This is a genomic window from Plantibacter cousiniae (nom. nud.), assembly GCF_977070315.1.
Genome location: NZ_CDRVEU010000004.1, coordinates 260184 through 272984, shown reverse-complemented (window position 1 = coordinate 272984; position 12801 = coordinate 260184). Strand labels below are relative to the sequence as shown.

The window sequence follows — 12801 nt, the reverse complement described above, 5'->3', positions numbered from 1 at the left end:
CCGACTCATGTCCAGTTCCAATAAAGAATCGGCCAGCGACCTCATTCGCGCCAAGGACGCCGGGTTACTCGACATCTGGGCGCTGCCCAGCTTCGATCCGCACGTGGAGCCAGAACCAGAACCGGAGCCCGAGCTGGTTGACGAACCGGCCGAGATGGAAGAAGTACCGCTGGAGGAAGTCCAGCCACTGACCCTGGAAGAGCTGGAAAGTATTCGCCAGGAGGCCTGGAACGAAGGCTTCGCCACCGGTGAAAAGGAAGGTTTTCACAGTACTCAGCTAAAAGTGCGTCAGGAAGCGGAGGTCGTTCTTGCGGCAAAAGTCGCCAGCCTGGAACAGCTGATGGGTAACCTGCTGACACCCATCGCCGAGCAGGACACTCAGATCGAAAAGGCCGTCATTCTCCTGGTCGAGCACATCGCGCGTCAGGTTATCCAGCGTGAACTGGTCACAGATTCTGCGCAGATTGCCAGCGTCCTGCGCGATGCCCTCAAGCTATTACCGATGGGCGCGCAGAATGTGCGAATTTTCATAAACCCTCAGGACTTTCTGCTGGTCAAGGCCATGCGCGAACGTCATGAGGAGTCGTGGAAGATCGTCGAAGACGAAGACTTGCTGCCGGGCGGTTGCCGTATCGAAACCGAGCATAGCCGCATCGATGCCAGCGTCGAAACACGCATCGCCCTGGCAATTTCCAAGATGCACGACCAGTTGCATGAACAGGTAACCCATCCTGCGGCAGCCGATCTGAGCGTCGATCTGGATGCCTCGCCAGGCAATGCAGCCAATGTTGACGAATCCGACGCGGATACCCTCGATGCGCCTTGAACGCACCAGTTTCGCCAAGCGCCTCGGTTCCTATGCCGAGTCGATCAGTTTGCCTGCCCAACCCGTAGTGGAAGGCCGCCTGCTGCGCATGGTAGGCCTGACGCTTGAGGCTGAGGGGCTGCGTGCGGCAATGGGTAGCCGCTGTGTGGTCATCAATGACGACAGCCATCATCCGGTTGAAGTCGAAGCCGAAGTGATGGGTTTTTCCGGTAGCAAGGTGTTTCTGATGCCGGTCGGCAGCGTGGCGGGCATCGCGCCTGGCGCGCGGGTCGTGCCGCTGGCCGACACCGGTCGCCTGCCGATGGGCATGAGCATGCTGGGCCGGGTGCTTGATGGTGCCGGTCGCCCGCTGGATGGTCGCTCGCCGATCAAGGCCGAAGACTGGGTGCCGATGGATGGCCCGACCATCAACCCGCTCAAGCGCGACCCCATCAGCCAGCCACTGGATGTCGGCATTCGCTGCATCAACGGTTTATTGACGGTTGGCCGCGGTCAGCGTCTCGGGCTGTTTGCCGGTACGGGCGTGGGCAAGAGTGTGCTGCTCGGCATGATGACGCGCTTCACCGAGGCGGACATCATCGTCGTCGGCCTGATCGGTGAGCGGGGCCGTGAGGTCAAGGAGTTCATCGAGCACATTCTCGGCGAAGAGGGCCTGAAACGTTCGGTGGTGGTCGCCTCGCCAGCCGATGACGCGCCTCTGATGCGCTTGCGGGCAGCGATGTATTGCACGCGAATCGCCGAATACTTTCGTGACAAGGGCAAGAATGTCCTGTTGCTGATGGACTCCCTGACCCGTTTTGCTCAGGCTCAGCGGGAAATCGCACTGGCCATTGGCGAGCCGCCGGCCACCAAGGGCTATCCGCCTTCGGTGTTCGCCCGCTTGCCCAAACTGGTAGAACGCGCCGGCAATGCCGAGGCGGGTGGTGGTTCGATCACCGCGTTTTACACGGTGCTGTCGGAGGGTGATGACCAGCAGGACCCGATTGCCGACTCGGCGCGTGGCGTACTCGACGGTCACATCGTGTTGTCCCGGCGCCTGGCCGAAGAGGGGCATTACCCGGCCATCGACATCGAAGCGTCCATCAGCCGGGTCATGCCCGCCGTGGTCAGCCCCGAGCACATGGCGCGTGCGCAGCATTTCAAACAGTTGTGGTCACGCTATCAGCAGACTCGCGACCTCATCAGCGTGGGGGCCTATGTAGCAGGCGGCGATCGCGAAACGGACATGGCCATTGCGCTGCATCCGGTACTGGTGCGCTACCAGCGTCAGGGTCTGCGTGACAACGAAAGCATACAAGGCAGCAGCGAGGCGCTGGCGTCGATCTTCGCACCAGCGCCTGGCGGCTGATAATCCATGGCCCAGTGTCGAGCGGCGCGTCTGGCGCCAGTGGTCGAGATGGCAGAAGCTGCCGAGCGAACCGCCGCCCAGCGCCTTGGGCACTTCCAGGGGCAGGTCAACCTTGCCAACAACAAGCTGCAGGAGCTTGACCAGTTTCGCCAGGATTATCAGCAGCAATGGTTGCAGCGCGGCAGTGCCGGGGTTTCCGGGCAATGGCTGCTGGGTTATCAGCGCTTTCTCAGTCAGCTCGATGTCGCCGTTGCCCAGCAATACAAAAGTCTCGAATGGCACAAAGCCAATCTGGATCGGGCGCGCAGCGCCTGGCAGGATTGCTACGCGCGGGTAGAGGGCTTGCGCAAGCTGGTGCAGCGCTACATGGACGAGGCGCGCAGGCTGGAGGACAAGCGCGAGCAGAAACTGCTCGACGAGTTATCGCAGCGCCTGCCGCGCCATGAACAATTCTGACGTTTGACTCAATCAGACCGCAGTGATCTCTCTGGCTGGTCTACGCTATCAATGTCTCGGTGATGAAACACCTCGAGGTTCCCATGACTGTCACTTCCGAACGTTCTGCCGATGGCCAGACGCTGACCCTTTTTATCGAAGGACGCTTCGATTTCAATTCCCATCAGGCGTTTCGCGCTGCCTATGAGGACTATCCGCAGTCGCTGAATTACGTGGTCGACCTGCGCGGTACTCATTACCTGGACAGCTCTGCGCTGGGGATGCTGTTACTGCTGCGCGATCACGCCGGGGGTGACAAGGCATTGGTGCGCCTGGTCAACTGCACGCCCGATGTGCTGAAGATTCTGGCCATTTCCAATTTCTCGAAGCTGTTCGAATTGAGCATACCCAGTGCAACCAGCCCTGAAAAAACTGTGCATTCTGATCGCTGACGACAGCGCCAGTGACCGGCTTCTGCTTTCAACTATCGTAGCGCGGCAGGGGCACCGGGTTCTTAGCGCTGCCAACGGTGTCGAAGCGGTCGCCATCTTCAAGGCTGAAAGCCCGCAGTTGATTCTGATGGACGCCATGATGCCGGTCATGGATGGCTTCGAAGCGGCGCGAAGGATCAAGGCATTGACCGGCGAATCGCTGGTGCCGATCATCTTCCTGACCTCGCTCACCGAAGGCGAAGCGCTTGCACGTTGCCTGGACGCCGGTGGCGACGATTTCATGTCCAAGCCTTACAACCCGCTGGTACTGGCCGCCAAGCTCAACGCCATGAACCGTCTGCGGGTATTGCACGAAACTGTCCGCCAGCAACGTGACCAGATCGCCAGGCACCATGAGTATCTGCTCAATGAGCAGCGTGTCGCCAAGGCGGTGTTCGATCAGATCGCCCACGCCGGTTGCCTGGGGGCGAGCAATATCCGCTACCTGCAGTCCCCCTACGCACTGTTCAACGGCGACCTGATGCTGGCCGCCTACACACCTGCCGGGCACATGCAGGTGCTGCTCGGGGATTTCACCGGACATGGCTTGCCGGCTGCGGTGGGTGCGATGCCACTTGCAGAAGTGTTCTACGGCATGACGGCCAAGGGCTATGGCCTGGTTGAAATCCTCCGTGAAATGAACGCCAAGCTCAAACGCATCCTCCCGGTCGATATGTTTTGTTGTGCGACGCTGCTGTGTATCAATCTGCCGCAGCGGCAGGTCGAGGTCTGGAGCGGTGGCCTGCCCGACGGCTACCTGTTGCGCGGCGCGCAGGGCGAGCATGTGCCGCTGGCCTCGAATCATCTGCCATTGGGCGTATTGAGCGTCGATGCCTTCGACGCGCGCACCGATGTGTATCCGTTGGCGCCGGGTGACCGCATATTTCTGCTGTCCGACGGCGTGCTTGATACCAGTAACAGTCAGGAAGAGCTGTTCGGCGCGCAACGTCTGCGACAGGTTCTGTCTGCCAATCGCGAGCCGCACTTGCTGATCGAGGAGATCCTCGTGGCGCTCAACGAGTTTGGCGGCAAGGCGCGTGACGATGTCAGCCTGCTGGAGGTCAGCGCTGTCGAGGCGCCGCTGGAAAATTTGCCTGTCATGATGTATTCGGACAGCGGCGCCTCCAGCCCGCTGGACTGGTCGGCCAGTTTCGAGTTTCGTGCCTCGACGCTCAAGCGTTTCAACCCTCTGCCTTATGTCCTGCAATTGCTGCTGGAGGTACATGGCCTGCGTGATCAGGGTGCCGCACTGCACATGGTGCTCGGCGAGCTGTACAGCAATGCGCTGGAGCACGGTGTGCTAGGGTTGGATTCGGCGCTCAAGCACGATGCAACGGGGTTCGCGCTCTATTATCAGCAGCGGGCAGAGCGTCTCGACAGGCTGCAGTCAGGCTTCATCCGGGTGAGCCTGCAGGTCGAAGCGGTCGAGCAGGGCGGTCGGCTGACCCTCAGTGTCGAGGATAGCGGCCAGGGTTTCGATGTGGAAAAGACCCGGACGCTGACGCCTGCCAGCAATGAACTATATGGTCGCGGGCTGCATCTGGTCTGTGAATTGAGTCGCGAGGCCAGGTGGTCCAGGGATGGCAGGACCGCCTGCGTGGAATTTTGCTGGGAGGGAGTGGCATAATCCCCGCCTGGAGTCTTGATCAAGGAGTGAACAAGTGTCGATTCATCTGGATTACAGCGTTTTGACTGCCTTGCAGGAGGTCATGGAGGACGAATATCCAACCTTGCTGGATGTTTTTCTCAAGGATTCCGAGCAGCGTATCGCGCAGTTGCGTCTGGCTGTCGGGTCGCGCAATCCTGATTTCCAGGAACTGAGCCTTAACGCTCACAGTTTCAAGGGCAGCAGCAGCAACATGGGCGCCTTGCAGCTTTCCGAGCTATGTCGCCAGCTCGAGGAGCAAGCCCGCCAGCAGCAGTTCGCAGGTCTGGCAGAATTGATTGGCACGATCGACAGTGAATACATGACGATTCGCGGGTTGTTCAATTCCGAGCGGCAGCTGTTCGTCAGCTGAGCCCTGAAGTCTCCCTCGATTCCCGTTATGGAGATCATTTAAAAATTGGCCCGCATATTGCTAGCTACTCTGGTAAGGCGATAACCAGCAGCTGATGCGGAGACCGAAATGCCCCTTGCTACCAATGCGCTTCTTCAGGCCACAACCTCTGTGACCGCCAGGTCCGGTGTGGCCAACAATGCGGTCAAGTCTGCTGACAGCAGCAAGGACGGGGCCTCCAGCTTTTCCAATGTCTATGCAAAGCAGGCGAAAGACACCGTCCCTGCGCGTGACGATGCGCCCGTAAAACCAGCTCGCGACAAGACCGCGCCTGACAAGGACAAGGTTGCCGCTGGCAAGGACAAGCCTGCAAGCGATCAGACGAATGCCGCCGACAAGTCGAGCGTTGCCGATAGCGGCAATGATTTGCCAGCCAAGTCGGCAAGTGCGGATGATGACGCGGCGCATTCCGACTCGAAGCAGGACGATGTGCAGGCCTCTGCCGATCCGGCGCTGACTGAGGGCCAGGCGGTCGTCGATCCGGCCCTTGACCCGGCATTGCAGGCAATGGCCGCACAGGCTCCCGCGGCGCCTGTAGGCAAGGCACCACCAAGTGTGGAAGTTGTCACCGCACCAGTGGTCTCGGCGCTCACCACCACTCAGGCGGCACCGCCAGTCGTAGCCGAAGACGCCTTCAATCCCGACGCCGATCCGCTGGACGGTCTGGATGCCGTGCAGTTGGCGCTGGAAAACGCCACTGCCAAGACTCAACTGGCTGCGCAGAACGCCCAGGCTGCCAACAAGGCGACGCCGAGCAACGCTGAAGCTGACCCCAATCAGAATATCGTCAATAACCTGTCGGTCCTGAGCGAGCAACTTCCCTCCGAAGGCAGCAGCACTGAAAGCAGTGACAAGTCGTTCAGCGGTTTGATCGGTGAGGGTCTGAAGGATGTCAAAGGCGCCGTCGGCGACACGCGCGTCGACAACTTTGCCGATCGCCTCGCTGCGCTCAGTCAGGCCGCGCAACCCGCACGCGCGGCGGCAGCACCTGCCGCGCCCTTGATGAACCAGCCATTGGCTATGCATCAAAGCGGCTGGACCGAAGGCATCGTCGACCGCGTCATGTACCTGTCGAGCCAGAATCTCAAGACCGCCGATATCAAGCTGGAACCTGCTGAACTCGGTCGTCTCGATATTCGTATCAACATGGCGCCTGAGCAGCAGACCCAGGTGACCTTCATGAGCGCCCATATGGGTGTACGTGATGCACTGGAAAGCCAGATGTCGAAGTTGCGTGAGTCGTTCGTGCAGCAGGGGCTTGGCAACGTCGACGTCAATGTTTCCGACCAGTCGCAACAGCAGGCCCAGCAACAGGCTCAGGAGCAGGCCAGCCGTGCCCAGCGCAGCGGTCGTGGCGGTGGCATGAGTTCCAGCGATACCTCCGATGAAATCGCAGGCATCGATGCAGCCATACCGGTCAGCCAGCCAGCGGCACGTGTGATCGGCACCAGCGAGATCGATTATTACGCGTGAGGCTCTTGAGTTGCATGGCAGCCGCGACGCGATGTCATGCATTGCATGAACTTGATGGCGCAGAAATGCTTTTTAACGCGATGGCACAGACGACCCAAATTGCGACGTAAGTGACAGGGCGAAGTCGGGCCGGAAACGGAGTTGCGGGTTTTGCCTACTTTGGCCCCATCAAAGCAGGTCGCCGAGGGGCGAAAAGGTGATTTGAGTCGAACCTCAATCCACCTGAGAACGAAAAACCATTGTGTGACGCGGAGCGTCACGAACTGCATTCCCACGCGGAGCGTGGGGACGATAGTCGTGGCAGCCGCGATACGACGTCATGAACTGCATTCCCACGCGGAGCGTGGGGACGATAGTCGTGGCAGTCGCGACACGACGTCATGAACTGCATTTCCACGCGGAGCGTGGGGAACGATAGTCATTAGCTCCCGAACTGTGCCTTTAGCCAAACTGCCCTGAAGTGCTTTCACAAGAATCACGATCCCTCCGCGCCCAGGCGCGTAACCGTTTGTGTCCAATACATCTCCGCCTCGTACAACTCTGGCATAACACTTGCTCTGCCTCTGTCACGTATTGAAGAACCTCTTGAATAGTGACGGATTATTGGCATGGCGCAGAGCGAAGAAGTTAAAGACCCCGCGACCACAGGCAAAGGTAAAGGCAAACTCAAGCTCATTATCATCGCCGTCGTGGCGCTGCTGCTGGCCGTAGGCTTGTCGGTGGGCGCGACCTGGTTCCTCATGCACAAGAGCGAAAGCAAGGAAGATCCAGCGGCGGCCGCAGCGGCAGCCAACGTCAAGCCAGTGGCGGTGTTCGAACCGATGACCCCGGCCTTTGTGGTCAACTTCAACGCCAATGGCCGCCAACGCTACATGCAGGTGAGCATCACCATGCTGGGCCGTAACGCAGCCGACATGGAAGCGCTGAAGGTCCACATGCCATTGATCCGCAACAATCTGGTCATGCTGTTTGCAGCCATCCCCTTCGAATCGCTGGCTTCGCCGATCGGCCAGGAAATGCTGCGTCAGAAAGCGACCGCCAGCATTCAGGAAGTCGCGCAGAAAGAACTCGGCAAGACTGTGATCGAACAGCTGCTCTTCACTAACTTCGTATTGCAGTAGGACTCTCACATGGCCGTGCAAGACCTGCTCTCCCAGGACGAGATCGATGCGCTGCTGCATGGCGTCGACGATGGGATGGTCCAGACTGACAACAACAGCGAACCTGGCAGTGTCAAAAGTTACGACCTGACCAGCCAGGACCGGATCGTCCGCGGACGCATGCCGACGCTGGAAATGATCAACGAGCGCTTCGCCCGCTACACACGTATCAGCATGTTCAACCTGCTGCGCCGCTCGGCGGACGTGGCGGTGGGCGGTGTTCAGGTCATGAAGTTCGGTGAGTACGTGCATTCCCTGTACGTGCCGACCAGCCTCAATCTGGCCAAGATCAAGCCGCTGCGTGGCACCGCGCTGTTCATTCTCGACGCCAAGCTGGTGTTCAAGTTGGTGGATAACTTTTTCGGCGGTGACGGTCGTCACGCCAAGATCGAAGGCCGAGAGTTCACGCCAACAGAACTGCGTGTCGTGCGCATGGTGCTGGATCAGGCGTTTGTCGACCTCAAGGAGGCCTGGCAGGCGATCATGGAAGTCAATTTCGAGTACATCAACTCGGAAGTGAACCCGGCCATGGCCAACATCGTCGGGCCGAGCGAGGCTGTAGTGATCTCCACCTTCCACATCGAACTCGATGGTGGCGGCGGCGATCTGCACGTGACCATGCCGTACTCGATGATCGAGCCGATCCGCGAAATGCTCGATGCCGGTTTCCAGTCCGATCTGGACGACCAGGACGAGCGCTGGGTCAACGCGCTCAAGGAAGACGTGCTGGACGTCAACGTTCCGCTCACCACGACCATCGCCCAGCGCCAGTTGCCATTGCGGGACATCCTGCACATGCGCCCTGGTGATGTGATCCCTGTGGAACTGGGCGATTCGCTGGTCTTGCGTGCCAATGGCGTACCTTCGTTCAAGGTCAAGCTTGGCTCGCACAAGGGCAAGATGGCCCTGCAAGTAATCGAACCCATAGCGCGACGCTGACCAGTCTGGTCAACGTCGGAAATTGTTGCGTAACTGAAATACTGCGTGCAGAGGACAACCGATGGCTGATGAAAACGATACGATGTCTGCTGAAGATCAGGCATTGGCGGATGAGTGGGCTGCTGCATTGGGCGAAGCTGGCGACAGCCAGGCTGATATCGATGCGCTGCTGGCTGCGGATGCCGGAAATTCGGGTAGCCGTATGGCGATGGAAGAGTTTGGCAGCGTGCCGAAAAGCACCGGTCCGGTTTCTCTGGATGGTCCCAACCTGGATGTGATTCTCGACATTCCGGTGTCGATCTCCATGGAAGTGGGCAGTACCGACATCAACATCCGCAACCTGCTGCAGCTCAACCAGGGCTCGGTGATCGAACTGGATCGTCTGGCAGGCGAACCCCTTGATGTGCTGGTCAACGGCACACTGATCGCGCATGGCGAGGTGGTGGTGGTCAATGAAAAGTTCGGCATCCGTCTGACCGACGTGATCAGCCCGAGCGAACGCATCAAGAAGCTGCGCTAAGTGAGGCGCTGGCTGAGTGTTCTGCTGACCCTGCCATCGCTGGCCTGGGCCGCCGAACCCGCCGTTCAGGCGGCGCCTGCACAAGTGGCCAATACGGTCTCCGGCGGCATGGGCGGGCAGGTGGTGCAACTGCTGTTCGGTCTGATCCTGGTGATTGGCCTGATTTTCGTACTCGCGTGGCTGATGCGCCGGGTGCAGCGCGTCGGGCCGAACAGCAATCAGGTGATCGAGCTGGTGAGCTCGCGCGCGCTGGGGCCGCGTGATCGGCTGGTGCTGGTGCAGATCGGCAATGAACAAGTGCTGCTGGGCATTACGCCCGGGCGAATCACGCCTTTGCATGTGCTCAAGGAGCCCGTGCAGGTGCCGGTGCGCGAGCAGGCTACCCCTGAATTCGCTCAGCGCCTGATGGAGCTGATGGGCAAGGATAAGGACAAGAAGTAATGGGCGCCTTGCGTTTCCTGATACTGCTGTTGCTGGTAATGGTGACGCCCGCTGCGCTGGCGGCCGATCCGCTGTCGATCCAGGCGATCACGCTGTCCAATGGTGCCGATGGTCAGCAGGAGTATTCGGTCAGTCTGCAGATTCTGCTGATCATGACCGCGCTGAGCTTCATTCCGGCGTTCGTCATGTTGATGACCAGCTTCACGCGGATCATCATCGTCTTCTCGATTCTGCGTCAGGCCCTCGGCTTGCAGCAGACGCCGTCGAACCAGATCCTCACAGGCATGGCGTTGTTTCTGACCATGTTCATCATGGCGCCGGTATTCGACCGGGTGAATCAGGATGCCTTGCAGCCTTATCTGGCCGAGAAGCTTTCGGCGCAGGATGCGGTGGCCAAGGCGCAAGTGCCGATCAAGGACTTCATGCTGGCCCAGACGCGCACCAGCGACCTCGAGCTGTTCATGCGCCTGTCCAAGCGCACCGACATCCCGACCCCGGATGCCGCGCCGTTGACCATTCTGGTTCCGGCGTTCGTGATTTCGGAGCTCAAGACCGCGTTTCAGATCGGCTTCATGATCTTCATTCCGTTTCTGATCATCGATCTGGTGGTGGCCAGTGTGCTGATGGCGATGGGTATGATGATGCTGTCGCCGCTGATCATTTCTCTGCCGTTCAAGATCATGCTGTTTGTGCTGGTGGACGGCTGGGCGCTGATTGTCGGCACCCTGGCCGGCAGTTTTGGTGGCGTATGAGCCGTTTCACTGAGGAGTCTGCCCGATGACGCCGGAAGTAGCCGTCGATCTGTTCCGCGAGGCCCTGTGGCTGACCACTGTGCTGGTTGCGATTCTTGTTGTGCCAAGCCTGTTGTGCGGTCTGCTGGTGGCAATGTTTCAGGCGGCCACGCAGATCAACGAACAGACCCTGAGCTTCCTGCCGCGCCTGCTGGTGATGCTCGTCACCCTCATCGTCATCGGCCCGTGGCTGTTGAAAATATTCATGGAATATATGCTGTCGTTGTACACCAGTATTCCGACCCTGATCGGCTAGCATCGCATGCAGCCGATGCTCGCGCTGACCGATACCCAGATCAGTACCTGGGTAGCCAGCTTCATGTTGCCGCTGTTTCGCATCATCGCGTTGCTGATGACCATGCCGATCATCGGCACCACGCTGGTCCCGCGTCGGGTGCGCATGTACCTCGCCGTGGCGATCACCGTGGTGGTCGCGCCTGCGCTGCCAGCCATGCCGCCCGTGCAGGCGCTCGACCTGAGCGCGCTATTGCTGATCGGCGAACAGATCATCATCGGCGCCGGGATGGGACTGTCGCTGCAGTTGTTCTTCCATATCTTTGTGGTCGCCGGGCAGATCATCTCGACGCAGATGGGGATGGGCTTTGCCTCGATGGTCGACCCTACCAACGGTGTCTCCTCCGCCACCATTGGCCAGTTCTTCACGATGCTGGTCACCCTGTTGTTCCTGGCCATGAACGGTCATCTGGTGGTGCTGGAAATCCTCGTCGAGAGCTTTACCACGATGCCGGTCGGCAGTGGTTTGCTGGTCAATAACTTTTGGGAACTGGCCAACGGGTTGGGCTGGGTACTGGCTTCGGGTCTGCGGCTGGTGTTGCCTGCGATTACCGCGCTGCTGATCATCAACATCGCTTTTGGCGTCATGACCCGTGCCGCGCCGCAACTCAACATCTTTTCTATCGGTTTCCCGCTCACGCTGGTGTTGGGCATGGTCATTCTGTGGATGACCATGGGCGACATTCTCAATCAGTATCAACCGATCGCTACGCAGGCCTTGCAGGCGTTGCGCGACATGGTGAGGGCTCGTTGAATGGCAGAAAACGAGAATGGCCAGGACAAGACAGAAGACCCCACGGAAAAAAAGGTCAAGGACTCACGGGCTGACGGCCAGATCGCTCGCTCCAAGGAGCTGACCACGCTGGTGGTGATGCTGATGGGGGCGGGCGGGCTGTTGATGTTCGGCTCCGATATCGCCCTGATGATGTCCGAGCTGATGCGTGACAACTTCACGATATCCCGCGAAACCCTGATGGATCAGTCCTACATGGGCAAGGCGCTGCTCAGTTCCGGGATGCACGCGCTGATCGTGGTCCTGCCGTTTCTGATCGCCATGCTGGTTGCCGCACTGGTGGGGCCGATCATGCTCGGCGGCTGGCTGTTCGCCACCAAATCATTGATGCCCAAGTTCAGCCGCATGAATCCGGCAGCAGGGCTCAAACGCATGTTTTCGCCGCATGCGCTGGTCGAATTGCTCAAGTCTTTCGGCAAATTCCTGATCACTCTGGCGGTTGCGCTGGTGGTCCTGAACAATGAGCGCAAGGACCTGGTCGCGATTGCCCACGAGCCGCTTGAGCAGGCCATGATTCACAGCCTGATGGTGGTGGGCTGGAGCAGTTTCTGGATGGCGTGTGGCCTGATATTCATCGCGGCGGCGGACGTGCCGTTCGTGTTGTATGAGGCGCACAAGAAGCTGCTGATGACCAAGCAGGAGGTGCGCGACGAGCACAAGAACAGCGAGGGCAGCCCAGAGGTCAAGCAACGTATTCGCCAGTTGCAGCGTGAAATGTCCCAGCGACGCATGATGGCCTCCGTCCCTGAGGCTGACGTGATCATTACCAACCCGACACACTTCGCCGTCGCCCTCAAATACGATCCCGAGCAGGGCGGGGCACCGATGTTGCTGGCCAAGGGTACTGATCTGGTGGCGCTGAAAATTCGCGAAATCGGCGCGCATAACGAGATCCTGATTCTGGAATCTGCGGCACTGGCGCGTTCCATTTACTACAGCACCGAGCTCGATCAGGAAATTCCCGCCGGCCTGTATCTGGCCGTCGCCCAGGTGCTGGCCTACGTCTATCAGATCCGCCAGTTCCGCGCCGGCCAGGGCAAGCGCCCCGACCCTCTGGGCGACATCAAAATCCCTCCCGACCTGCAGCGCGACGCGTAGTCCGGTCCCCTCTCGCGACGTTCGGGCATCAATCTGAAAGGCCCTGGTTTCAGACGCTCCGCGTCCGCTCTTGCACAGGCAAGCGAGAAGATTTTTCTGACTGCGCTCAGCGCACTGGATTTACGTGATTTCTGT

Annotated in this window: 15 protein-coding genes; all 15 read left to right on the top strand. The window is 59.5% G+C overall.

The window, feature by feature from the left end:
• Positions 1 to 7: 7 nt before the first annotated feature.
• The 15 genes from fliH (at position 8) to flhB (ending at position 12666) form a co-directional block, all read left to right on the top strand.
• Positions 8 to 826 carry a flagellar assembly protein FliH gene (fliH, locus tag ACW55A_RS11220; RefSeq protein WP_044309029.1) on the top strand — a complete coding sequence of 273 codons (819 nt, stop codon included), beginning with the start codon at positions 8 to 10 and terminating at the stop codon, positions 824 to 826.
• The gene (gene fliI / locus ACW55A_RS11215) at positions 816 to 2174 is read left to right on the top strand and encodes a flagellar protein export ATPase FliI (protein ID WP_003370128.1); all 1359 of its coding nucleotides are present in this window, start codon (positions 816 to 818) and stop codon (positions 2172 to 2174) included. The genes fliH and fliI overlap by 11 nt, the downstream gene beginning before the upstream one ends.
• A 6-nt stretch (positions 2175 to 2180) precedes the next feature.
• On the top strand, positions 2181 to 2630 hold the full coding sequence (gene fliJ / locus ACW55A_RS11210) for a flagellar export protein FliJ (RefSeq protein WP_498811274.1): 450 nt from the start codon (positions 2181 to 2183) through the stop codon (positions 2628 to 2630).
• A gap of 83 nt (positions 2631 to 2713) precedes the next feature.
• Complete coding sequence (locus ACW55A_RS11205; RefSeq protein WP_003370131.1) at positions 2714 to 3061, top strand: STAS domain-containing protein; 348 nt, start codon at positions 2714 to 2716, stop codon at positions 3059 to 3061.
• Positions 3021 to 4727, top strand: a complete 1707-nt coding sequence (locus ACW55A_RS11200; protein WP_003370133.1) for a fused response regulator/phosphatase — start codon at positions 3021 to 3023, stop codon at positions 4725 to 4727. The genes ACW55A_RS11205 and ACW55A_RS11200 overlap by 41 nt, the downstream gene beginning before the upstream one ends.
• 34 nt (positions 4728 to 4761) lie before the next feature.
• Positions 4762 to 5118, top strand: coding sequence for an Hpt domain-containing protein (locus ACW55A_RS11195; RefSeq protein ID WP_003370135.1), 357 nt, complete (start codon positions 4762 to 4764; stop codon positions 5116 to 5118).
• Positions 5119 to 5226: 108 nt separating this feature from the next.
• Positions 5227 to 6630, top strand: coding sequence for a flagellar hook-length control protein FliK (locus ACW55A_RS11190; RefSeq protein WP_498811275.1), 1404 nt, complete (start codon positions 5227 to 5229; stop codon positions 6628 to 6630).
• A gap of 608 nt (positions 6631 to 7238) precedes the next feature.
• Positions 7239 to 7751 (top strand): flagellar basal body-associated protein FliL, encoded by a 513-nt coding sequence (gene fliL / locus ACW55A_RS11185; protein ID WP_003370139.1) that lies wholly within the window; start codon positions 7239 to 7241, stop codon positions 7749 to 7751.
• Between the two features lie 9 nt (positions 7752 to 7760).
• Positions 7761 to 8729, top strand: coding sequence for a flagellar motor switch protein FliM (gene fliM / locus ACW55A_RS11180; protein ID WP_003412410.1), 969 nt, complete (start codon positions 7761 to 7763; stop codon positions 8727 to 8729).
• Positions 8730 to 8790: 61 nt separating this feature from the next.
• Positions 8791 to 9249 (top strand): flagellar motor switch protein FliN, encoded by a 459-nt coding sequence (fliN, locus tag ACW55A_RS11175; protein ID WP_003370145.1) that lies wholly within the window; start codon positions 8791 to 8793, stop codon positions 9247 to 9249.
• A complete protein-coding gene (fliO, locus tag ACW55A_RS11170; RefSeq protein ID WP_003436111.1) occupies positions 9250 to 9690 on the top strand; it encodes a flagellar biosynthetic protein FliO in 441 nt (146 codons plus the stop codon).
• Entirely contained in the window at positions 9690 to 10442 is a 753-nt protein-coding gene (fliP, locus tag ACW55A_RS11165; RefSeq protein ID WP_003370151.1) for a flagellar type III secretion system pore protein FliP, read from the top strand. The genes fliO and fliP overlap by 1 nt, the downstream gene beginning before the upstream one ends.
• A gap of 25 nt (positions 10443 to 10467) precedes the next feature.
• Entirely contained in the window at positions 10468 to 10737 is a 270-nt protein-coding gene (locus ACW55A_RS11160) for a flagellar biosynthetic protein FliQ (RefSeq protein ID WP_002554277.1), read from the top strand.
• 6 nt (positions 10738 to 10743) lie between these two features.
• Positions 10744 to 11529 carry a flagellar biosynthetic protein FliR gene (gene fliR, locus ACW55A_RS11155; RefSeq protein WP_032609911.1) on the top strand — a complete coding sequence of 262 codons (786 nt, stop codon included), beginning with the start codon at positions 10744 to 10746 and terminating at the stop codon, positions 11527 to 11529.
• Positions 11530 to 12666, top strand: coding sequence for a flagellar biosynthesis protein FlhB (flhB, locus tag ACW55A_RS11150; protein WP_003370155.1), 1137 nt, complete (start codon positions 11530 to 11532; stop codon positions 12664 to 12666).
• Positions 12667 to 12801 lie beyond the last annotated feature (135 nt).

Excerpts from the sequence above, each read along its gene's own strand:
- fliH (WP_044309029.1), top strand. The coding sequence starts at position 8 with ATGTCCAGTTCCAATAAAGAATCGGCCAGCGACCTCATTCGCGCCAAG.
- fliI (WP_003370128.1), top strand. The coding sequence starts at position 816 with ATGCGCCTTGAACGCACCAGTTTCGCCAAGCGCCTCGGTTCCTATGCC.
- fliJ (WP_498811274.1), top strand. The coding sequence starts at position 2,181 with ATGGCCCAGTGTCGAGCGGCGCGTCTGGCGCCAGTGGTCGAGATGGCA.
- ACW55A_RS11205 (WP_003370131.1), top strand. The coding sequence starts at position 2,714 with ATGACTGTCACTTCCGAACGTTCTGCCGATGGCCAGACGCTGACCCTT.
- ACW55A_RS11190 (WP_498811275.1), top strand. The coding sequence starts at position 5,227 with ATGCCCCTTGCTACCAATGCGCTTCTTCAGGCCACAACCTCTGTGACC.
- fliL (WP_003370139.1), top strand. The coding sequence starts at position 7,239 with ATGGCGCAGAGCGAAGAAGTTAAAGACCCCGCGACCACAGGCAAAGGT.
- fliM (WP_003412410.1), top strand. The coding sequence starts at position 7,761 with ATGGCCGTGCAAGACCTGCTCTCCCAGGACGAGATCGATGCGCTGCTG.
- fliN (WP_003370145.1), top strand. The coding sequence starts at position 8,791 with ATGGCTGATGAAAACGATACGATGTCTGCTGAAGATCAGGCATTGGCG.
- fliP (WP_003370151.1), top strand. The coding sequence starts at position 9,690 with ATGGGCGCCTTGCGTTTCCTGATACTGCTGTTGCTGGTAATGGTGACG.
- ACW55A_RS11160 (WP_002554277.1), top strand. The coding sequence starts at position 10,468 with ATGACGCCGGAAGTAGCCGTCGATCTGTTCCGCGAGGCCCTGTGGCTG.
- fliR (WP_032609911.1), top strand. The coding sequence starts at position 10,744 with ATGCAGCCGATGCTCGCGCTGACCGATACCCAGATCAGTACCTGGGTA.
- flhB (WP_003370155.1), top strand. The coding sequence starts at position 11,530 with ATGGCAGAAAACGAGAATGGCCAGGACAAGACAGAAGACCCCACGGAA.